The sequence below is a fragment of the Pseudomonas sp. 86_A genome, from assembly GCF_017491705.1.
Classification (GTDB): Bacteria; Pseudomonadota; Gammaproteobacteria; order Pseudomonadales; family Pseudomonadaceae; genus Aquipseudomonas; species Aquipseudomonas koreensis.
Window position 1 is genome coordinate 25,569 of the sequence record NZ_JAFGYS010000003.1, and the last position, 21,040, is coordinate 46,608.

At 62.3% G+C, this 21,040-nt stretch carries 23 protein-coding genes and 1 riboswitch; of the genes, 4 read left to right on the top strand and 19 right to left on the bottom strand.

Annotated features, from left to right (window positions below):
• The first annotated feature begins 74 nt into the window (after positions 1-74).
• Both J5M57_RS05675 and J5M57_RS05680 read left to right on the top strand, forming a co-directional pair.
• Positions 75-557 carry a hypothetical protein gene (locus J5M57_RS05675; RefSeq protein ID WP_169840917.1) on the top strand — a complete coding sequence of 161 codons (483 nt, stop codon included), beginning with the start codon at positions 75-77 and terminating at the stop codon, positions 555-557.
• 146 nt (positions 558-703) lie between these two features.
• Entirely contained in the window at positions 704-1,975 is a 1,272-nt protein-coding gene (locus J5M57_RS05680; RefSeq protein WP_064586662.1) for an outer membrane protein transport protein, read from the top strand.
• Positions 1,976-2,168: 193 nt separating this feature from the next.
• Here the strand turns inward: J5M57_RS05680 and J5M57_RS05685 are convergent, their stop codons facing one another.
• The 14 genes from J5M57_RS05685 to cobO form a co-directional block, all read right to left on the bottom strand.
• Entirely contained in the window at positions 2,169-2,729 is a 561-nt protein-coding gene (locus J5M57_RS05685; protein ID WP_207848182.1) for a glutathione peroxidase, read from the bottom strand.
• A 52-nt stretch (positions 2,730-2,781) separates the two neighbouring features.
• Positions 2,782-2,907: a hypothetical protein gene (locus J5M57_RS29060; RefSeq protein WP_257737113.1), complete on the bottom strand. Its 126-nt coding sequence runs from the start codon at positions 2,905-2,907 to the stop codon at positions 2,782-2,784.
• On the bottom strand, positions 2,904-4,112 hold the full coding sequence (locus J5M57_RS05690) for an MFS transporter (RefSeq protein WP_064586660.1): 1,209 nt from the start codon (positions 4,110-4,112) through the stop codon (positions 2,904-2,906). The genes J5M57_RS29060 and J5M57_RS05690 overlap by 4 nt, the downstream gene beginning before the upstream one ends.
• A gap of 53 nt (positions 4,113-4,165) precedes the next feature.
• On the bottom strand, positions 4,166-4,570 hold the full coding sequence (locus J5M57_RS05695) for a MarR family transcriptional regulator (RefSeq protein WP_025111987.1): 405 nt from the start codon (positions 4,568-4,570) through the stop codon (positions 4,166-4,168).
• A 174-nt stretch (positions 4,571-4,744) separates the two neighbouring features.
• Positions 4,745-5,476 (bottom strand): adenosylcobinamide-GDP ribazoletransferase, encoded by a 732-nt coding sequence (locus J5M57_RS05700; RefSeq protein ID WP_169840920.1) that lies wholly within the window; start codon positions 5,474-5,476, stop codon positions 4,745-4,747.
• 1 nt (position 5,477) lies between these two features.
• Entirely contained in the window at positions 5,478-6,053 is a 576-nt protein-coding gene (gene cobC, locus J5M57_RS05705; RefSeq protein WP_169840921.1) for an alpha-ribazole phosphatase family protein, read from the bottom strand.
• Positions 6,050-7,105 carry a nicotinate-nucleotide--dimethylbenzimidazole phosphoribosyltransferase gene (cobT, locus tag J5M57_RS05710; RefSeq protein ID WP_169840922.1) on the bottom strand — a complete coding sequence of 352 codons (1,056 nt, stop codon included), beginning with the start codon at positions 7,103-7,105 and terminating at the stop codon, positions 6,050-6,052. Before cobT ends, cobC begins: the two co-directional genes overlap by 4 nt.
• Entirely contained in the window at positions 7,102-7,623 is a 522-nt protein-coding gene (gene cobU / locus J5M57_RS05715; RefSeq protein ID WP_169840923.1) for a bifunctional adenosylcobinamide kinase/adenosylcobinamide-phosphate guanylyltransferase, read from the bottom strand. Before cobU ends, cobT begins: the two co-directional genes overlap by 4 nt.
• Positions 7,624-7,739: 116 nt before the next feature.
• On the bottom strand, positions 7,740-9,191 hold the full coding sequence (locus J5M57_RS05720) for a cobyric acid synthase (RefSeq protein WP_169840924.1): 1,452 nt from the start codon (positions 9,189-9,191) through the stop codon (positions 7,740-7,742).
• Positions 9,188-10,180: a threonine-phosphate decarboxylase CobD gene (gene cobD, locus J5M57_RS05725; RefSeq protein WP_207848183.1), complete on the bottom strand. Its 993-nt coding sequence runs from the start codon at positions 10,178-10,180 to the stop codon at positions 9,188-9,190. Before cobD ends, J5M57_RS05720 begins: the two co-directional genes overlap by 4 nt.
• Positions 10,173-11,081, bottom strand: coding sequence for an adenosylcobinamide-phosphate synthase CbiB (gene cbiB / locus J5M57_RS05730; protein WP_064586653.1), 909 nt, complete (start codon positions 11,079-11,081; stop codon positions 10,173-10,175). Before cbiB ends, cobD begins: the two co-directional genes overlap by 8 nt.
• Positions 11,078-11,728 (bottom strand): 5,6-dimethylbenzimidazole synthase, encoded by a 651-nt coding sequence (bluB, locus tag J5M57_RS05735; RefSeq protein WP_207848184.1) that lies wholly within the window; start codon positions 11,726-11,728, stop codon positions 11,078-11,080. Before bluB ends, cbiB begins: the two co-directional genes overlap by 4 nt.
• Complete coding sequence (locus J5M57_RS05740) at positions 11,725-13,125, bottom strand: cobyrinate a,c-diamide synthase (RefSeq protein WP_207848185.1); 1,401 nt, start codon at positions 13,123-13,125, stop codon at positions 11,725-11,727. The genes bluB and J5M57_RS05740 overlap by 4 nt, the downstream gene beginning before the upstream one ends.
• Positions 13,122-13,733: a cob(I)yrinic acid a,c-diamide adenosyltransferase gene (cobO, locus tag J5M57_RS05745; RefSeq protein ID WP_003223053.1), complete on the bottom strand. Its 612-nt coding sequence runs from the start codon at positions 13,731-13,733 to the stop codon at positions 13,122-13,124. Before cobO ends, J5M57_RS05740 begins: the two co-directional genes overlap by 4 nt.
• 80 nt (positions 13,734-13,813) lie before the next feature.
• A riboswitch (cobalamin riboswitch) is annotated at positions 13,814-14,045 on the bottom strand.
• Positions 14,046-14,209: 164 nt separating this feature from the next.
• Between cobO and J5M57_RS05750 the strand changes: the two genes are divergently transcribed.
• Positions 14,210-14,794 carry a hypothetical protein gene (locus J5M57_RS05750; RefSeq protein WP_064586650.1) on the top strand — a complete coding sequence of 195 codons (585 nt, stop codon included), beginning with the start codon at positions 14,210-14,212 and terminating at the stop codon, positions 14,792-14,794.
• A gap of 66 nt (positions 14,795-14,860) precedes the next feature.
• Complete coding sequence (locus J5M57_RS05755) at positions 14,861-16,174, top strand: sorbosone dehydrogenase family protein (RefSeq protein WP_169840927.1); 1,314 nt, start codon at positions 14,861-14,863, stop codon at positions 16,172-16,174.
• Between the two features lie 132 nt (positions 16,175-16,306).
• On the opposite strand, the gene J5M57_RS05760 is transcribed toward J5M57_RS05755, so the two are convergent.
• From J5M57_RS05760 to J5M57_RS05780, 5 genes are all read right to left on the bottom strand, one after another.
• Positions 16,307-16,843, bottom strand: coding sequence for a C40 family peptidase (locus J5M57_RS05760; RefSeq protein WP_083366564.1), 537 nt, complete (start codon positions 16,841-16,843; stop codon positions 16,307-16,309).
• Positions 16,844-17,062: 219 nt separating this feature from the next.
• The gene (locus tag J5M57_RS05765) at positions 17,063-17,680 is read right to left on the bottom strand and encodes an NlpC/P60 family protein (protein WP_003223044.1); all 618 of its coding nucleotides are present in this window, start codon (positions 17,678-17,680) and stop codon (positions 17,063-17,065) included.
• Between the two features lie 226 nt (positions 17,681-17,906).
• Positions 17,907-18,611 (bottom strand): DnaA regulatory inactivator Hda, encoded by a 705-nt coding sequence (gene hda / locus J5M57_RS05770; RefSeq protein WP_003223042.1) that lies wholly within the window; start codon positions 18,609-18,611, stop codon positions 17,907-17,909.
• A 197-nt stretch (positions 18,612-18,808) separates the two neighbouring features.
• Positions 18,809-19,882 (bottom strand): AI-2E family transporter, encoded by a 1,074-nt coding sequence (locus J5M57_RS05775; RefSeq protein ID WP_064586647.1) that lies wholly within the window; start codon positions 19,880-19,882, stop codon positions 18,809-18,811.
• Positions 19,883-19,916: 34 nt separating this feature from the next.
• A complete protein-coding gene (locus J5M57_RS05780; protein ID WP_064586646.1) occupies positions 19,917-20,975 on the bottom strand; it encodes a DUF2066 domain-containing protein in 1,059 nt (352 codons plus the stop codon).
• Between the last annotated feature and the right edge of the window lie 65 nt (positions 20,976-21,040).

The following is a 21,040-nucleotide window of genomic DNA, read 5'->3' on the forward strand; positions in this document are numbered from 1 at the left end:
GGCGAGCCTGAGTCGATCCACCGCTGCCAAGGCCCCTTCAGGTTTCGCCGCCCATTACAAGAATCGAGGGCATTATGGGTATCGCTGCCAGCGAACTGTGTCGCTACGTGATCCGTCCCACACTGATTTATCTGGGACGTCACTGCGCAACGGCCGAATCTCTTTTGCTGGGGATCGCCGCCAGCCAGTCCGCCCTCGGTTCGGCCCTGCATGACCGCCGTGGCCACGGTCTCTACCGGATCACCGAGCATCGCCACCAAGCCCTTTGGGATCACTATCTGGCACTCGATCCGGAGCGTGCCAGTCTGGTTCGCGGCCTCGCCAGCCAGCATGCCTTTCTCAGCGGTCCGCACCTGGAACTGACCGTCAACCTGCGTTACGCCACCGCCATCGCCTGGCTGCTGGTCGAAGAACAAAACACCACCCTCCCCGACGCGACTGATCTGCTGGGTATGGCGCGAATCTGGCGTCAGACCTTCCAGCCGCAAGGACGTCTGCGCGACTTTACTTATGCGTGGCAAACCTGTGTTTCACCGGTGAATCAGGTCGCATGTTGACCGGCCAGTTTTACAAGATCGCTCAACAGGTCGCGAATCTGGTCGGATTGTCCTACAAAACCGCTCTAACTCAAGGCATAGGGACTATAGCGCTGGAACGAAAATGTTGGTAATTTTCGCCCCGGTGATCACCAGGAGTTCTAATAATGAAAAAAGTAATGCTCAAAACCACCCTTAGCCTCGCCGTTACCATGGCATCCACCCAGATCTTCGCAGCTGGCTTTGCCATCAACGAACACAGCATCAGCGGGATGGGTACTGGTTACGCTGGGCGATCTTCTTCTGCCGACGACGCAAGCACTGTTTATGGCAACCCTGCCGGCATGTCGCGCATCACGCGTGAACAAGTCACTGGCGGTGTTGCATTCCTCGATGCCAAGACCGATATCAGCGACGCCAGCTCCAGCCCTAACGGCGGCAGCAACAAAGGCGACATGGTGCCCTTCACCTCCGTACCTATGGGCTTCTACGTCAAACCGATCGACGAGCATTGGGCATTCGGCCTCGGCGTCTACGTGCCGTTCGGCCTGATTACCGATTACGAAAAAGGCTTTGCCGGCCGTTACTTCGGCAGCAAGTCCGAAGTACAAGTCATCACCTTCCAGCCAACCGTCAGCTACAAGTTCAACGACGTGGTGTCGATCGGTTTCGGTCCGACCATCAACCGTATCGACGGCACGCTGGAGTCCAACCTGTCGATCACCCAGGCTGCGCCGGACGGCAAGGTCAAGATCAAGGGTGACGACACCGCGCTGGGCTACAACATCGGCGTGCTGGTCCAGGCCACTGACACCACTCGTCTGGGTCTGACCTACCACTCGAAAGTCGACTACAAGCTCGAAGGCAACACCAAGGTCAACTACGGTGTGCTGGGCGCAGTCGGCCTGGGCGCCGAGCAGAAGTACGATGCGTCGCTGAAGATCACCACACCTGAATCCGTGGACTTCTCGGTCACCCAGGCGATCAACGACCGCTGGAACGTCTATGCCGGTTCGACCTGGACCCGCTGGAGCCAGCTGAAAAAGATTACCGTCGAAAACTCCGGCGTGCAGCCGCTGCTGGCCGGTCAGTTCGGCGAGATCACCGAAGAGCAGAACTGGCACGACTCCTGGGCTTACGCCGTGGGTACTTCGTACCAGCTGAACAAGGAATGGGTATTGCGTACCGGTCTGACCTTCGACCAGTCGCCGACCAACAACGTCGACCGTTCGCCACGCATTCCAACCGGCGACCGGACCATCTTCAGCATCGGTGCCGGCTGGAGCCCGACCGAAGACCTGACCATCGACGTGGCTTACTCGTACCTGAAAGAAGAGTCGATCAAGGTCCACAACCAGAACGATCGTGGCCAGACCTACGACGCCAAGTATGAAAACTCGGCAAACGGTTTCGGTGTTGGCGCGACTTACCGCTTCTGATGCTGCACGGCGAGGCTGATCCCTCGCCCACAAAAAAGCCCCGCTCTCTTTGCAGAAAGCGGGGCTTTTTTGTGCCTGCATGACCGCCAGTGTAGGAGCTGCGGCACGCTGCGATCTTTTGATTCTGATCTTTAAAATCAAAAGATCGCAGCGTGCCGCAGCTCCTACAGGAACAGGGCAAAGGCATGCATCTTCATGGTTGCAGTGGTTTTGAGGCGATAGCCTTCTCTACCGCCGCAATAAACTCCGGATCATCCGGCTTGGTCAGGCTGGAGAAATTCGCGATCACCTTGCCTTGCCGGTCGATCACGTATTTGTAGAAATTCCACTTCGGCGCGCTGCTCTGCTCCGCCAGCACTTTGAACAGGTGGGTCGCGTCATCGCCTCGGACTTTCTGCGGCTCGGTCATGGCAAACGTCACGCCGTAGTTGGCATAGCAGACCTTGGCGGTCTCGGCGCTGTCCTTGGACTCCTGTTTGAAATCATTGGACGGCACACCGAGCATTTCCAGGCCTTGCGCCTTGTACCGCTGATTCAGCGCCTCAAGCCCCTCGAACTGCGGAGCAAAGCCACAGAAACTGGCGGTATTGATCACCACCAGCGGTTTGGCGGCGTAGCGCTGACAGAGATCGATGGATTCCTTGGCACGCAGCTTGGGCAGCGAACCTTGCAGCGCCTCCGGACAATCAGCGGCCTGGGCCAGTCCGGTCAACGCCATCAGCAACGCGGGTACAGCACACCAGCGCATGAGCATGTCGGGCATCCTTTAGCAGTCATCAGACCTCGACGTTACTCGCCCTCCAAGCCTACAAGCAAGCGCCCATGCCCAACTGCATCAGCGCCAGGCCACCCTGATGCCAGCCCCACCACACCAGCGCCAGCAACAGGGCGCCGAGTGCCGTGAAGACGAGTCGCGGCCAGGTGCGCTTCATGCTGCGCTCACACCCGGTTGCAGGCGCGCGACCGGACGTTCGCGTACCGGCCAGTTCAGCGCCGCCGCCAACAGGCTCAAGAGAATCGCCACTTGCCAGATCAAGTCATAACTCCCGGTACGGTCATACACCACCCCGCCCAGCCAGCCGCCGAGGAACGAGCCGAGCTGGTGAAACAGGAACACGATACCGCCGAGCATGGACAGATTGCGCACACCAAACAAGGTCGCCACCGTACCGTTGGTTAACGGCACCGTCGACAGCCACAGGAAGCCCATGGCCATACCGAACAGGTACGCCGAAGTCGTCGTCACCGGCAGCCACAGGAACAGCACGATCACCACCGCGCGCAGCAGGTATAACGCCGTCAGCAGACGCGGTTTGGACATGCGCCCGCCAAGCCAGCCGGCGGTATAAGTCCCGAAGATGTTGAACAGCCCGATCAGCGCCAGCACCGTGGTGCCGACCGTGGCGGGTAGATGTTGATCGACCAGATAGGCCGGCAGATGCACACCGATGAACACCACCTGAAAGCCGCAGACGAAAAAACCGAACGCCAGCAGCCAGAAGCCGGAATGCGAACAGGCTTCGCGCAGCGCTTCAGACAGGGTTTGTTCATGGCCCAGCACCGGCAGCGGCTTGTCCTTGAGCATGCTCACCAGCGGCACAATCAGCGCCACCAGCAGGCCGAGCACCAATAGCGCAGCCGACCAGCCGAGCCAGCCGATCAGGCCCAGTGTGCCGGGCAGCATGGCGAACTGGCCGAACGAGCCGGCGGCGCTGGCAATGCCCATGCCCATGCTGCGTTTTTCCGGCGGCACCGCACGACCGACGACGCCGAGGATCACCGAGAACGAAGTACCGGACAGGCCGATACCGATCAGCAGGCCCGCGCTCAACGACAAGCTCAGCGCCGAATCCGACAAGCCCATGAACACCAAGCCCAAGGCGTAGAGCACACCGCCGACCAGCACCACTTTGGCCGCACCGAAACGGTCAGCCAAAGCCCCGGTGAACGGCTGTGCCAGGCCCCAGATCAGGTTCTGCAAGGCGATGGCGAAGGCAAACACCTCGCGCCCCCAGCCGAACTGCGCGCTCATCGGCGACAGGAACAGACCGAAGCCGTGCCGCACGCCCAATGACAACGCCAGAATCAGCGCACTTCCCAGCAACACCCAACCGCACGTACGCCACATCGATGTCATTGTTATTCTCCAGGCGCGGGTATATACCCGCTTAGATCCGCAAAAACTGGCCCTCAGGCCAGTTCGTCCAACAGTCGCAGCAAGGTTTCACGCTTCTCGGCGCCCAGGCGATCGATCAATCGCTGCTGCGCCGCTTCCCAGGCCGGCAGCGCCGCTGCCAGACGCTGCACACCGGCCTCGGTGAGCCTGACGATGCGATTACGCATGTCTTCGCCCTCGGCCAAGGCCACCAGGCCCTCACCTTCCAGCACTCGCAGATTGCGCCCCAGCGTGCTGCGATCCAGGCCCATGGCTTCGGCCAGCTCGGAAATGCTCGGTTGATCCAGACGCTGCAGGTTGCACAGCAAAGAATACTGGGCAACGTTGATCCCGAAGCCGTCGAGAGCGCCGTCGTAATGCCTGCTGACGCCACGCGCGGCGCGACGCAGGTTGGTGCACAAACACTGAGAAGGAAGCATGATGCGTGTATATACCCGTGACTGTGTTAAATCAAGTTACATGTGTTTTTTCAGTCGTATTTCCGGTGCCGGACAGACTGCTATCGCGAGCAGGCTAACGCTTACAAAGAGACCGCATTCCCCTGTAGGAGTGAGCCTGCTCGCGATGAGGCCAGGACAGGCAACATAAATATGTCAGACCAACACCACCCCAACCAGCACCGCCACTTCCAGCAACTCCAGCAACGCCCCCGCCGTATCACCCGTGGTCCCGCCCAACCGCCGCATCATCAGTTGCCGCAGCCAGACAAACACGCCGAACGCGACAACCAGCGCCACCAGCGCTTTACCCCCGGCGATCAACAAACAGCCCAGCGCACTCCCCCCCAGCACCCACCAACCCGCCTTGCGCGGCAGATGATCGGCCAACGCCTGCCCCAACCCTCCAGCCCGCACATACGGCGTGGTCAGAAACAACCCCAGCAACGCCGCGCGCCCGAGCAGCGGGACGATGATCAGCGTGAGCCCGTGCCCTTGCTCAATCAGCGCCAGCAACGCGGTGAACTTGAGCAGCAACACCAGCACCAGCGTCACCACCGCGATCGGCCCGCTGCGCGGATCTTTCATGATGGTCAGCGTGCGCTCACGATCACCGAAGCCTCCGAGCCAGGCATCGGCGCTGTCGGCCAGCCCGTCGAGGTGCAGCGCGCCGCTGAGCAGCACCCACACCGTCAGCAACAGCGCCGCATGCAGCAACAACGGCGCGCCGGCCAGTGCCAGGTTCAGCGCCCAGAGGATCAACCCGAACAGCAGCCCCACCAGCGGATAAAACAGCAACGAACGTCCGAGCTGTTCCGGCTCCGGCATCCCCGGCAGACGAATCGGCAAGCTGCTGAGAAATTGCAGGGCGATCCACAGTGGCAGCATGTCAGTGCCCTTCCTTGAGCGAGCCGTCGGCCGCAACGGTCAGGGCAAACAGCGAAGCATGCGCGACTTCGACATTGAGCAACTGCTCACGCGGCAAGCCACGCGCCTGCGCCAGCAACAGACGCATCACGCCGCCATGACTGATCAGCAACACGCGCTCGCCGGCACAGGCCTGCTGCAACCGCGCAACCGCGCCCAGCACGCGTGCGGCAAAAACGCTGACCGGCTCACCCTGCGGTGGCGTGAAGGCATACGGATCAGCCCAGAACCGCCCCAGCGCGTCGGCGTCGGTTTCCATCAGCGCTGCGGCGCTTTGCCCTTCCCAGGCGCCGAAATGCAATTCCTGCAGATCCTTGTCCAGTTGCACCGGCAGGTTCAGTTGCTCGCCCAGTTCGGCGGCAAACCGCGCGCAACGCTGCAGCGGCGAACTGACCAGTCGATCCCACGGCCCGCCCGCCACCACGGCTGCACGCATCTGCGCCCAACCTTTTTCGGTGAGCGCATCATCGAGACTGCCACGCAAACCGCCGCCCAGTTCGGTCTCTCCGTGACGCAACAGGTCCAGACGCAAGGTCATGCCGGACGGTCCGCCACCGCGGCTTCGGCGAACGTCGCCATCTGCCCGTGCAGATCGCAAGCCAGGCGCAACAGCGGCACCGCCAACGCCGCCCCGCTGCCCTCGCCCAGACGCAAGCCGAGCTCCAGCAACGGTTCCGCGCCGAGGGTTTCCAGCACGTGGCGATGGCCTGGCTCGGCACCACGATGGCCGAACAACAGCCACTCGCGGCACGCCGGATTCAGGCGCACTGCCACCAGCGCAGCGACCGTGCAGATAAAGCCGTCCACCAACACCGCAACGCCTTCCTGGGCACAGGCCAGATACGCGCCGACCAGCGCGGCAATTTCAAAACCGCCGAGGTTGAACAGGGTTTGCAGCGCATCGCCACGCTGCGCCGCGTGCAGCGCCAGCGCGCGCTGGATCACTTGCGCCTTATGGCTGACGCCTTCGGCATTCAGCCCGGTGCCGGGACCGGTCAGATGCGCCACCGGGCAATCGAGCAAGGCACAGGCCAGCGCACTGGCGGCGGTGGTATTGCCGATGCCCATCTCACCACCGATGAACAGTTGCGCGCCGGCTGCTTTCGCCCGCAGCACACTGTCGCGCCCGGCCTGCAAGGCGAGTTCGCCCTGCGCCTGAGTCATTGCCGCGCCCTTGGCGAAATTCGCCGTGCCCGGGCCGACATTCAGGTGCAACACGCCCGGCAGGTTCAACGTCGGCGTCACCGTGCCCAGGTCCACCACTTCCAGTTGTGCATCGAGCTGACGCGCCAGCACGCTGATCGCCGCGCCGCCGCTGACGAAATTGAGCAGCATCTGCCCGGTGACTTCCTGCGGGAACGCTGACACCCCTTCCGCAACCACGCCATGATCGCCGGCAAAAATCGCGATCCAGACCTGCTCCAGCGTCGGCTTGACCTGCCCCTGCAATCCGGCCAGTTGCACCGCCACGGTTTCGAGGCGACCGAGGGAGCCGGCCGGTTTGGTCAGCTGCTGTTGGCGCGCCGCCGCTTGCTCAACGATCTGGGCATTCACGGGTTTGCACGGGTTCAACCACCACGCTTGAGTCATAACGCAGGTCCTTTCAGGGTCAGGGGCAGGCCGGCGACGGTCAGGACAACACGCTGACAGCGCTCAGCCAGAGCTTGATGCAGCCAACCGGCTTCATCGACGTAGCGGCGAGTCAATTCGCCCAGCGGCACGACACCCATTCCGGTCTCGTTGCTGACAAAAATGATTTCCCCCGGCAATGACGCCAGGCAGTACAGCAGGGCTTCGCGCTCAGCGGCGAGACGCTCGGCGTCATCGAGCATCAGCAGATTGGTCAGCCACAGGGTCAGGCAGTCCACCAGCAGGCAGCGCTCGGCGCTGGCGTTGTCCCGCAGGACGCGGGCCAGTTCCAGCGGTTCTTCGATCAACGCCCATGCGGCCGGGCGACGGGCGCGGTGATGGGCGACACGCGCGTTCATTTCGCCGTCCAGCGGTTGGCTGGTGGCGATGTAGGTGACCGCCAGTTGGCTGTCGCTGGCGAGTTTTTCCGCCAGGCGACTTTTGCCTGAACGGGCGCCGCCGAGGATCAGTTGGAGCATGGTTCATTCCTTCAAATTGGCGGTGTACCGACTTCAGCCATCGCGAGCAGGCTCACTCCTACAGGAGATCGCGAACAATCCACTGTAGGAGTGAGCCTGCTCGCGATGATTCCACCTCAGATCCCACAAAGCTGACGCAATAGCGCGGTATCCAGATGTTTCTCCACCAGGTCCGCCAGGCGCTCGATATCGCGCTCGCGCAAGCCGTGGTAATCCACTTCCTGCACATCACCCAAACCGGCCCAACGCAGCAACGCGGCACTGGCCTGCGGCGCTTCGAACAAGCCGTGCAGATAGGTGCCGAACACCTGCCCGTCCAGACTCTGCGCACCGTCGCAACGACCGTCGTCCAGATGCACCGCCGCGTTCTCCAGCGCCGGCCCCACCGTCACGCCCGCATGGATTTCATAGCCACTGACCTCAGCCTGTTCCAGCGCCAGACGCCCGCGCACGTTGCGCAATTGCTTCTCGGCTTCCAGCGTCGTTTCGAATGCGAGCAAACCCAGACCGGCACTTGACCCCGGCGCGCCTTCCAGCCCCAGCGGGTCATGCACCTGCTCGCCGAGCATCTGCAGGCCACCGCAGATCCCCAGCAGCTTGCCGCCATAGCGCAGGTGCCGATCGATCGCCGTGTCCCAGCCGTTGGCGCGCAGATACGCCAGATCGCTGCGCACGCTTTTCGAGCCCGGCAGGATGATCAGATCGGCAGCAGGAATCGCCTGCCCCGGGCCGATGAATTGCAGGTCCACTTGCGGATGCAAACGCAGCGGATCGAAATCGGTGTGGTTGCTGATGCGCGGCAGCACCGGCACCACCACTTTCAGCACTTGCTCGGCCTTGTCGGTCTGGCGCTGGTCGATGCCGTCCTCGGCTTCCAGGTGCAGATCCATCACATACGGCAACACGCCGACTACCGGTTTGCCGGTGCGCTGTTCCAGCCAGTCGAGGCCCGGTTGCAGCAGGGCGATGTCACCGCGAAAACGGTTGATGATGAAGCCCTTGACCCGCGCCTGCTCACTCGGCGACAGCAGCTCGAGGGTGCCGACCAGATGCGCAAACACTCCGCCACGATTGATGTCGGCAATCAGCAGCACCGGGCAATCCACCGCTTCGGCAAAGCCCATGTTGGCGATGTCGCCGGCACGCAGATTGATCTCGGCCGGCGAGCCTGCGCCCTCGACCATCACCAGCGGATACGCCGCGCTGAGCCGCTCATGCGAAGCCAGCACCGCTTGCATGGCGATGGCTTTGTAGTCGTGGTAAGCCACGGCGTTCATCGTGGTGACCGCCCGGCCATGGATGATGACTTGGGCGCCGGTGTCGCTGTTGGGTTTGAGCAGCACCGGGTTCATGTCGGTGTGCGGCTCAAGATGTGCGGCTTGCGCCTGCACCGCTTGCGCGCGGCCGATCTCGCCGCCGTCGGCGGTCACCGCACTGTTGAGCGCCATGTTCTGCGGTTTGAACGGCACCACTGCCACACCCTGACGGGTGGCCCAGCGGCACAGCGCCGTCACCAGCGTGCTTTTACCGGCGTCGGAAGTGGTGCCCTGCACCATCAGGGTGGTCATTTCGGTTCCTTGGCAAAGGCTTGCAGCGCCTGTTCGAGGCGCGCTTCTTCAGCCGCGTTGGCCGGCAAGCCGAAACGCAGACTGCTGTTGTGGATGAAGATGCGCAGGAGGATGCCGCGTCGGGCCATGAATTCGTGCAGCGCAGGCGCGTGCTCGGTGATCAGCCACTGGAACAGCGCGCAACCGCCCTGGGGTTTGAAACCGTAGCGCTCCAGCAGCCGCGCCAGACGTTCGCTGGCCTCTTCGCTGCGAATGCGTTGCCGGGTGTGCGCTTCGGTGTCTTGCAGGCAGGCTTGCCCGAGCCCCCGCGTCGGCCCGCTTACCGCCCACGGCCCGACCTGCTCGGCGAGCAACCTGAGCAACTTGCGCTCGGCCAGCACAAAGCCCAACCGCACCCCGGCCAGACCGAAGAATTTGCCGAACGAGCGCAACACGATCAGGCCGACTTGGTGGGTATGCGACGCCAGACTCAGGTGCGGCGTGTTGTCCATGAATGCTTCATCGACCACCAGCCAGCCGCCCCGCTGGGCCAGCCGCGCGTGCCAGTCGAGCAGTCGCGCCGGGGTCAGGCTCAGGCCGGTCGGGTTGTTCGGATTGACCACCACCAGCACGTCGAGACTGTCGAGAAAGAATTCGACTTCCTGCTCCAGCACTTCGCGCACGATGTAGCCGCTGCGCCGCCACGCCTCGGCGTGCTCGGCATAACACGGCGACAACACGCCGACCTTGCCGGCGCGGCGCAGACGCGGCAGCAACTGGATCGCCATCTGCGAACCGGCCACTGGCAGCACTTGGACAGCGCCGTAGTAATCGCACGCAGCCTGTTCCAGTCCGTCGTCGGTTTCCGGCAACCGCGCCCACGCGCGCAGGGGAATTTCCGGCACGGGAAAAGGCCACGGCGCAAGGCCGCTGGACAGGTCGAGCCAGTCCGCCTCGGCGATGCCGTAATCGAGTGCGGCCTTGCGCAGCCGGCCACCGTGCTCAAGCATAGAATTCAGCCCCCACGCAGAGAATCAGCAGCCATAACCATACCCCGCGCTGGACCAATTGCCAGCCGCGATCAATCGAATCGGCATCCGCCGGCGCACCTTCGCCCAGTTGCGGACGCTCATGCAGTTCGCCGTGATAGATCGCCGGCCCACCCAACTCGACATTCAACGCCCCGGCACCTGCCGCCATCACTGGACCGGCGTTGGGGCTGTCCCATTTCGGCGCCTGCGTGCGCCAGCATTTCCAGGCGAGCCGGGTGTTACCCAGCAGCGCGTAGGTCAGCGCCACCAGCCGCGCCGGAATGTAGTTGAGCACGTCGTCGATTTTTGCCGCGCACCAGCCGAAGCGCTCGAAGCGTTCGTTGCGATAGCCCCACATTGCGTCGAGCGTGTTGCTCAAGCGGTAGAGCACCACGCCCGGCGCACCGGCCACGACAAACCAGAACAACGCCGCGAACACCGCATCACTACCGTTTTCCAGCACCGATTCGGTGGCGGCACGGGCGACGGCGGTGCTGTCGAGCTCGCTGGTCTGGCGGCTGACCAGATACCCGACGCGTTTGCGCGCCTCCTCCAGATCATCACCGCGCAGGGCTTTGGCCACGGGTTCGACGTGTTCGCCAAGACTGCGCATGCCGAGGGCACAATACAGCGCGAGAATCTCGACGATCCAGCCCACGTATGGTGCCCAGGAAAACGCGGTGGCGAGCAGCGTCAGCGGCAGCACCGCGATCACCCAGGCGGTGACCCCATGACTGCGCCAGCCGCGCCCGCCCGCATTGAAACGGCGCTCGATGCGCCCGGCAAAATTGCCGAACGCCACCAGCGGATGCCAGCGTTTCGGTTCACCCAGCAGCGCATCCAGCGCGACCGCAGCGACACTCAACAACGCCACACTCATTGACTCACTCCCCAATAATTTTCATACAGCAACTCATTGAGCGGACGCGCCTGCGCCCACCCTTCGAGCACCAGCATCGGCGCCGGATAGAATGCCTTGACCGGGCCCAGGCACAGCACCGCCAGCGGCTTGGCTCCAGCCGGCAGCTGCAGCAGATCGGCCAGTGCCTGTGGTTCGAACAGCGACACCCAGCCCATCCCCAGGCCTTCGGCACGCGACGCCAGCCACAGGTTCTGGATCGCGCAGGACAACGAGGCCATGTCCATTTCCGGCAGCGTACGACGGCCGAAAATGTGTTTTTCACGATCATCCATCAGCGCCGCGACCAACACTTCGGCGCAGTCGTTGATGCCTTCGACCTTGAGCTTCATGAACTCGTCGCTGCGCTCGCCGAGGGCAGTGGCTGTGCGGATGCGTTCTTCTTCCACCAGATTCTGGATCTGCCCGCGCAGTGCGCGATCGCTGATACGGATGAAACGCCACGGCTGCATCAGGCCGACACTGGGCGCCTGATGCGCGGCTTCGAGCAGGCGACGCAGCAGCTCCGGTTCGACCGTGCCACCGATGAAGTGGCGCATGTCGCGGCGTTCGGCGATGGCTTTATAGACCGCTGCGCGTTCGGCTTCGGAAAATGCGTTGTCTGTCATGGCCCTTTCGCGAGCAGGCTCGCTCCCACAAGGGATCGCATTTCTTCAGTCACCACCGTTTCAACTGTGGGAGCGAGCCTGCTCGCGAAGGCGGCTTCGGAGTCAGGCGCAAACAGTGCTGCGACAGCCACAGGATTCGACGGGAAATAGAAGTGCACATAAGAGGCCGTCATCCGCCCTTCGCGATAAACCGCCTCGGCGCCACGCCCGCCATTCGGGCTCAGGCCCCGGGCAATCGGCGCCAGCTCGGTGGTGGTCAGGGAATGATGATAGGTGTGGCCGCGCAACGAGCCTTCCGGCAGATCCACCGCTTGCAGCGCCAGTGCCGCCAGACGCTTTTGCATCACCGCATCACCGCGCAGCAGTCCGACCAGTTCAGCGCGGGTGCCTTCGACATCGGTCAACGAGTCGAGCAGATAGAGCATGCCGCCACACTCGGCGAGCAACGGTTTACCGGCCGCGTGGTGCACCCGGATCGCCTCGAGCATCGCGGTGTTTTGCGCCAGCGCGACATGGTGCAATTCCGGGTAACCACCGGGCAGATACAGACTGTCGGCCTCGGGCAACTGCGTATCGCGGATCGGCGAGAAGAAGCTCAACTCGGCGCCCATCGCGCGCAACAGATCGAGGCTGGCGCCGTAGGTGAAGGCAAAGGCTTCATCGCGGGCGACGGCAATGCGCACGCCGTCAAGCAACGGCTCGGCGCTGATCACTTCAGGCGCGGCAAATTCCACCGCCGGTGGCAGCGCTACCTCGCAACTGCTGGCGAGGGCTTCGGCCGCGGCGTCGAGACGCAGGTCCAGATCATTGAGCTCACTGGCCTGCACCAGGCCGAGGTGCCGGCTTGGCAACTCGATCCCGGTTTCGCGGGAGAGCGCGCCGTACCAGCGCAAGCCTTCGGTGAGGCTGCCTTCAAGCAATTGCGCGTGACGCAAGGTGCCGACGCGATTGGCCAGCACCCCGGCGAACGGCAGGTCCGGCTGATAGCGCGCCAGCCCCAGCGCCAGGGCGCCAAAGGTCTGGGCCATGGCGGTGCCGTCGATCACAGCCAGCACCGGCACACCAAAATGCCGCGCCAGATCGGCGCTCGATGGCGTGCCGTCGAACAGGCCCATCACGCCTTCGATCAGGATCAGATCCGCTTCGGCAGCGGCTTCCCACAGCAGGCGCCGACTTTCCTGTTCGCCGACCATCCACATGTCGAGTTGATACACCGGCGCACCGCTGGCGCGCTCGAGAATCATCGGGTCGAGGAAGTCCGGGCCGCACTTGAAGACGCGCACCTTGCGCCCCTGATTGCGGTGCAAGCGAGCGAGTGCCGCGGTGACGGTGGTCTTGCCCTGACCGGAAGCCGGCGCGGCGATGAGGACCGCCGGGCAGTGACGTGGTGGATTCAAAGTTCGACGCCTTTCTGCGCTTTGATGCCCGCCTGGAAGGCGTGTTTGAGCATGCCCATTTCCGTCACGGTGTCGCCCATCTCGATCATTTCCGGCTTGGCCGCGCGACCGGTAACGATCACGTGCTGCATCGGTGGACGCGCCTGCAGATCGCTGAGCACCTGATCCAGATCGAGGTAGCCGTGCTTGAGGGCAATGTTCAGCTCATCCAGCACCACCAGGCCGATCGACGGGTCGCGCAGCAGTTCGCGCGACACTGCCCACGCGGCTTCGGCGGCGGCGATGTCGCGCTGGCGGTCCTGGGTTTCCCAGGTGAAGCCCTCGCCCATCACGTGAAAGCGCACTTGCTCCGGGAAGCGGCGGAAAAACAATTCCTCGCCGGTGCTGTTGCGGCCCTTGATGAACTGCACCACGCCGCACTGCATGCCGTGGCCCATGGCGCGGGCAAGCATGCCGAACGCCGAGCTGCTTTTGCCTTTGCCGTTGCCGGTCAGCACCAGCACCAGGCCGCACTCGTCCGGCGAATTGGCGATGCGTTCGTCGATCACGGCTTTTTTGCGCTGCATACGCGCCAGATGGCGTTCGTCACGCTCAGGGGAATCGGTCATGGGGGAGCTCTCCGTTGAGGCTGGATAACGGCGGGGAGGCACAAGAATAGACGGCAAAAAGCCTGGCATCGCCCACCGTGATGCCGCTGGATGGATCAGGCCGGTCTCCGGGCTCATGAGCGGCGAATCGCCTGGCTGCGCGCCTTCCCGCTTCTGTCGAGGCAGTGGCTCAAGGCGCAGCTTTTACTCATTTACCGTTGCGGGGGCAGCGCCGGGATCGTGATCGTTCTTCGCTTGAAGACAACCCTCACCGGCTTCCCTGTTTCACTCTGTCGACACGCGTCACAGAGCACCTGAAACAAGCGGCGAAGGTTAGAGGGTTGGGGGTGGAGCGTCAATTAAAGAGGGGGCCGTCGGGCGAATAACTGCCGTCGATCAATTATCTGACGCCAATCTTGTGCCATGCTGTTACAAGTGATATCAAAGAGCCATGCTTTTGATTGAAAAAGCACCTCACAACAATAAGGATGATGACGATGCAAGGCATGATCATCAGCAACCCGCGCCTGGAATTCCTGCGCCCGGTGCTAGAACGCTGGTTTGACTGTATCGACCGTTACAACGCCGTGCGCGGTGACAATGACACGCCGTACTGGCATGACGAGAAAGCCAATCTCGGATTGCTCTCCGCCGCGGCCTGGATGGCCGAACTGGTCACCCTCTGCGACACCGCCACCCGCAAGCAGAACGAGGACGGCGAGCGCAATGCCCGCGCCGATCTGTTCCTCGCCGGCGCCGAAGACCGCGCTTACATTCAGGCCACCCAGCGCTGGCCGCGGGTCAACAATCTCAACCTGACCCAGGCCCTGCTGGAGATCACCAGCGACGCCAAACGCATCAGTTTTGCCAGCGACCTCAAGCTCGGCTGCCTGTTCGTCGCGCCACAAAAAGCCCAGCACAGCGCCAGCCCCGAAGAATTGCAGGACATGGTCGACGACCTGCAAAAGGAACACACCTGCGCCGTCGCCTGGTATTTCCCCTACGCCTATCGCAAGTTGCGCAGCGAAGCGGGCAACTATCACCCGGGCATCGCCGTGCTGTTCAAAGAGGCCCGTGGCTGAGCGGTTGAACCATCGGGTGCGCCGGCTCCTCTATGATTAAGCATGCATTCATAGGGAAGATCAGTAATGCGCAAAACCCAAATCGCTCTTGTCATCGCCCTGGCCGGAGGGCTCGCCGCATGCGGTGAATCCTCCAGCCTGCAAGTTTCCGACGGCACCGGCCCGTCGCCGAAACTGCCCGAACCGAACAAAACCCTGATTCCGACAGTGAACATCGCCCCGGCGGTCGGCTGGCCTGCGGGCGGCAAACCGACTGCGGCGGCGGGCACGCAAGTGGCCGCGTTTGCCGAAGGCCTCGACCATCCACGCTGGCTCTACGTGCTGCCCAACGGCGATGTGCTGGTGGCAGAAACCAACGCTCCGCCCAAACCTGATGACAGCAGCGGTATTCGTGGCTGGGTGATGAAGAAGGTCATGGGCAAGGCCGGTGCTGGCGTGCCGAGCCCGAATCGCATCACCCTGCTGCGCGATGCCGATCACGACGGCGTGGCCGAGACCCGCACGGTGTTTCTGCAGAACCTCAATTCGCCGTTTGGCATGACCCTGGTCGGCAATGATCTGTATGTGGCCGACACCGATCGCCTGCTGCGCTTCCACTACGAACCCGGTGCGACCGAGATCAAGTCGCAGCCGATCAAGGTCACCGACTTGCCGGGCGGTACGCTGAACCATCACTGGACCAAGAACGTCATCGCCAGCAAGGACGGCAGCAAGCTGTACGTCACCGTCGGCTCGAACAGCAACGTCGGCGAAAACGGTCTGGATAAAGAGGAAGGTCGCGCGGCGATCTGGGAAGTGGATCGCGCCACCGGCAATCACCGGATCTTCGCCTCGGGCATCCGCAACCCCAACGGCCTCGCATGGGAACCCACCACGGGCGCGCTGTGGACGGCGGTCAACGAGCGTGACGAGATCGGCAGCGACCTGGTGCCGGACTACATCACCTCGGTCAAGGACGGCGGCTTCTATGGCTGGCCCTTCAGCTACTACGGCCAGCACGTGGACGTGCGCGTGAAGCCGCAAAACCTCGATCTGGTTGCCAAGGCCATCGCACCGGATTATGCCGTCGGCCCGCATACCGCTTCGCTGGGCTTGACCTTCGCCGAAGGCAACAGCCTGCCGGCGCAGTTCAAAGAAGGCGCGTTCATCGGCCAGCACGGCTCATGGAACCGCAAACCGCACAGTGGCTATAAAGTGATTTTCGTGCCGTTCGCCGCTGGCAAGCCGAACGGGGCGCCGGTGGATGTGCTGACCGGCTTCCTCGACAAGGACGAAAACGCACTGGGCCGCCCGGTGGGCGTGGTGATCGACCAGCAAGGTGGCTTGCTGGTGGCGGATGATGTGGGGAACAAGGTGTGGCGAGTCTCTTCCGCCAAGTAACGCTGGCCTGACCCAAAACAACTGTAGGAGTGAGCCTGCTCGCGATGACGGTCGATCAATCAACGTTGATGTTGAATGTGACACTGTCATCGCGAGCAGGCTCACTCCTACATTGGATTGTGAGTCATTGAACTATGGGTTATGCGCCAGATGCTCCGGCTGCAACACCCGCTTGGCACTCAGATAAGCCTTCTGCCAATACGCCTTCGACAGGCTGTCCAGCTTCACCGTGCCGCCGGTTGCCGGCGCATGCACGAAGCGCCCTTCTCCAACGTAGATCCCGGCATGACTGACCTGCGAGCCGCCATTGGTGGCGAAGAAAATCAGGTCGCCGGTCTGCAAACCTTCCTTGCCGACATTCGGCGCCTGCATCACGATCATCTCGCGCGTCGAGCGCGGCAAGCTGATACCGGCCGCATCGCGGTAGACGAAACCGATCAGGCCACTGCAATCAAACCCGGAGTCTGGCGTGTTGCCGCCCCAGCGATAAGGCGTACCGACCAGGCCGAGCGCGCGAAACAGCACGTCTTCAGCGGCGGGCGAGAACGACTGGGAAGGTCCGAACACCACCGGAGCGCGTACGACGGGCGCAGGCGGCGGAGTGCGGCTGGCGCAGGCGCTGAGCAGCGCTGCGAAGAAGATCACTGTGAGGCGGGCCGACATCGTCATAAGCAGAACATCCTGATCTGGCTGCGGCTTTCTCTGCCGGATGGACAGAAACAAAACCGCCTGCGGAGCACGCAGGCGGTTTGCCATCAATATAGATACAGGATTCTAGCGGCTATACGACAAACTTCAAGTAAGACTTTAACTTCACCTTGTAAAGTCTAGGTCTACTCCGGTGCCGCGGGCCGTTTTTGTCGCCACGGACATGGCGACAACGGGGAATTACTTGCGAGCGGTGACCACGGTCGGTGCCATCGCGAGGGCGCGCTTGGCTTCGATGAAGGTCTTGCTCCAGTAGCTGTCACCCAGGCTGTCGATGCGAACACCGCCGCTGCGACGACTGCTGGAGTGAATGAACTGGTTGTCACCCAGGTAGATCCCGGCGTGACTCACACGACCGCGACGACCGTTGGTGGCGAAGAACAGCAGATCGCCCGGCTCAAGATTGCTGCGCGAGACCAGAGGAGCATCCACATTGATCATTTCGCGGGTGGAGCGCGGCAGGTTCATGCCAGCTTCTTCGCGGAACAGGTAGCCGATGAAACCGCTGCAGTCGAAACCGGCTTCAGAGGTACCGCCGAAACGGTAACGGGTACCGATCAGGGACATGCCGCGTTCGAGGATGCTGTCGGCCAGAACCGGAAGCTCGTAGGGCTTCTTGCCGTTGAAATCGGCGAGTTCTTTTTCGGTGGCCAGCTCTTCCTGGTAAATAACGGAAGACTGAGCCGTGGCGGAATTTTTAACCTGTTGAGGCTGCTCTTGGACTGGAGAATGAGCAGCGCAACCGAACAACAGGGTGACGAGTGCGAGAGGCACGAGGGGTGCGAAGCGATTTAGCATGGGCACGACCGTGGCTGAAGTTGTAAAGAAGCCGAGACTATGCCCGCTATCGGCCTCATTTGCAAATTCAATCGATCTTTTTGTGACTTCCCGGTTTCTCGTCTACATCTAAGCGCTTAAGCCCATTTGAATCGATACGCGGTCTGCACACAGTGCGGAAAAGCGGATTTTCTGGCGCCTGAAATATGTCGAAACCGTCCGAAAGCCCCGAATTTAAAGGGCTGCACTACCAACCAAGGGTTTCTTTCAGGAACGGAATTGTCAGCTTGCGTTGTGCCTGCAGCGAGGCCTGATCCAGCTGTTCGAGCAGGTCGAACAATGCACTCATGCTGCGGGTGCCCCGGGTCAAAATAAAATGCCCGACTTCATCGGTCAGGTGCAGACCGCGACGCGAAGCGCGCAATTGCAGCGCGCGCAATTTGTCTTCATCGGAAAGCGGCCGCATCTGGAAGATCAGCGCCAGGGTAAGGCGCGATTTGAGGTCGGCCAGTTTGACCGGCAGCTCACGAGGCGAGGTAGAAGCGGCAATCAGCAAGCGCCGACCGCTGTCACGCAGACGGTTGAACAGGTGAAACATTGCCTCTTCCCAGTCCGCCTTGCCGGCAATCACCTGCAGGTCATCGAGGCAGACCAGTTCGTACTGTTCAAGGTTGTCGAGAATTTCGATACCGCGATCCATCAACTCGGCCAGCGGCAGGTACACCGCCGGTTCACCCATCTGTTCGAACCGCAGGCACGCGGCCTGCAACAGATGCGTGCGCCCTACCCCGTGCTTGCCCCACAGGTAAATCAGACTTTCGGTCCAGCCGGCGTCGGCTTCGCATAGGCGCTCGACATAGCCGAGTGCAGCGGCATTGGCGCCTGGGTAGTAGTTGATGAAGGTGGCGTCGTCACGCAGACGCACACCTAGGGGCAGCTGAATCGGTTTCATGCTGACTGAACAGTTCTCAAGGAACCGTTAGTGGCCTCTGTGTAAAGTTTGCGAAGTTTATACCCGTGAAGCTGAGCGCACAATGCGACAGACCCCAAGCAAAATCAAAGGTTTGCGTTAACACGCTGGTTTTATGACAGTTTCTCTGACGCGGCGCTGAGCAAATCCGGCGCAATGCCGGGCCGCCCGCGAAGACGTTACAGTTCGGGCTCATCCGTCCCGCTGTAGATATCGGAGTCTTTATACAAATCATGGACGTGACGCACCAGCACCATGATCACCGCTGCCACCGGCAGCGCCAACAGCACACCGGTAAAACCGAAGAGCTCGCCACCGGCCAGAATCGCAAAGATCACCGCCACCGGGTGCAGGCCAATCCGGTCACCCACCAGCAGTGGCGTCAGCACCATGCCTTCCAGGGCCTGGCCCACCATGAATACCGCGACAATCCCGATCATCGGGTACAGATCGCCACCGAACTGGAACAACCCGGCAATCAGCGCCGCGCCAATCCCGATCACGAAGCCCATGTACGGCACGATCGCTGCCAGCCCCGCGATCAGGCCGATCAACAGCCCCAACTCCAGACCGACAATCATCAAGCCCGCCGCATAGATCACGCCCAGCGCCAGCATGACCAGCAATTGCCCGCGCACGAACGCACCCAGCACCTCATGGCACTCACCGGCCAACGAGACGATGGTTTCTTCACGATCGCGCGGCAACAGGCTGCGGATCTTGGCCATCATCACGTCCCAGTCGCGCAGCAGGTAGAAGCTCACAACCGGAATCAGCACCAGATTCGCCAGCCAGCCAATCAGCGCCAGGCTGGAAGCCGTGGCTTGACTGAGCACCACACCGACGATGTCAGTGGTCTGGCCCATGTGCTCGCTGATCGCGGCCTTGACCTTGTCGAACTTCCAGAAGCCGTCCGACAGCCCCAGCTTCGACTGTGCCCACGGCAGCGCCGTATGTTGCAGCCAGTCGAGCATCTGCGGCGCGAGTTCGTACAAGCGCAGCAATTGCTTGGCGAGCATCGGCACCAGCACCAGCATCAACGTGGTGACGATCAACGTGAACAAGGCAAACACCGCGATCACGCCCCAAGTACGGGACAGGCCGAGACGCTCCAGGCGATCCACCAGCGGATCGAACAGATACGCCAGCAGCAGCGCCACCAGAAACGGCGTGAGGATCGGATGCAGCAACCAGACGAACGCGCACAGCAGGACTACCCCGCCAAGCCAGAACCAACGCCGCGTATCAGCCATGTACCACTCCTACTGCTTCTATATAAAGAAAGACTTACCAGCGAAACCGCAACGACGGTGCCACCGGGGTCGGAACCGGCGCTGCAACAGGCACAGCCCCTGCGACGGCGGGCTGCGGCGCTGCGACGGGGGTCGGCGCTTCGGCCGGCAACTCCTGCAACTTCGCCAGCGACAATTGCGCGCGCAACTGATCGGCACTGCCGTTGACCCGATACACGATGCGATCGCCATCGACACTTTGCAGACGCACACCGAATGGTTCGAGTAACCGCAGCAGTGCGGCGTAATGCTCCAGATTCATGCCCTGCACTTCGAGGGTCTGTTGACCCGAAGCGCCAGGTTTGGCGACAAATCGCGGCGCCAGACGCTCGGCCACCGCCAGCATCACCGCATCGGCCACAGCAGCCTGATCGGCGCCCTGCACGCTGCCGGCCTCTTTCTGGTCGCCCAGCCACAGATGCCATTTGGCCTGCCACTGCCCGCCCTCTTCGTGCGCATGCACCGCGAGCAAGGCATCCGCGCCGTATCGCTCCGAGGCACCGCGCAATGGCGCTGGATCAGTGCCATCCAGCACCGGCGCGGTAGCCACCAGTTGTTCACTCAGGTCCGCCAGCGGCAAGCGCAATGGCAGGCCACGATGCTGGGCCGCCGCACGCAATGGCGCAGCGGCAGACTGACCGTCGCCGACCAGACTCGAGCCTTCAGTCGAATCGTTCAGCCACCAGCTCAGAATCGACGGCCGACTTGCGCCCCACAATGACAACCCTGCCCGACGCAGCGCCTGCTCGGTGGTGGCCGGATCGAAATCGACCTTCAGCACTTCCGGCGGCCCGGCATCGAAGCCGAATTGGCTGATGATCTGTTGCGGATCCTTGCGAATCGCCGCCAGCCCCGGATTCTGCGGGGCCTTCGGGTCACCGGTCAGACGCAGCACCAAGGTATCCAGCGCCGCCTGAGTGGCGCGATCACGCTCTTCCGGTGCCTGGCTGCTGACCGGCTGACGTACTTGATAGAGACCCTTGAGGTTTTCGGCATGACTCGCCAGGCTGACCACAGACAAACAACCCACAACCAACAATTTACAAAAACGCATGGAAAATTCCCGTCGACAGGAGCGGCTGGAACAGGCCGCGTGAACCGGTTAAGCAAGGCTGTGAC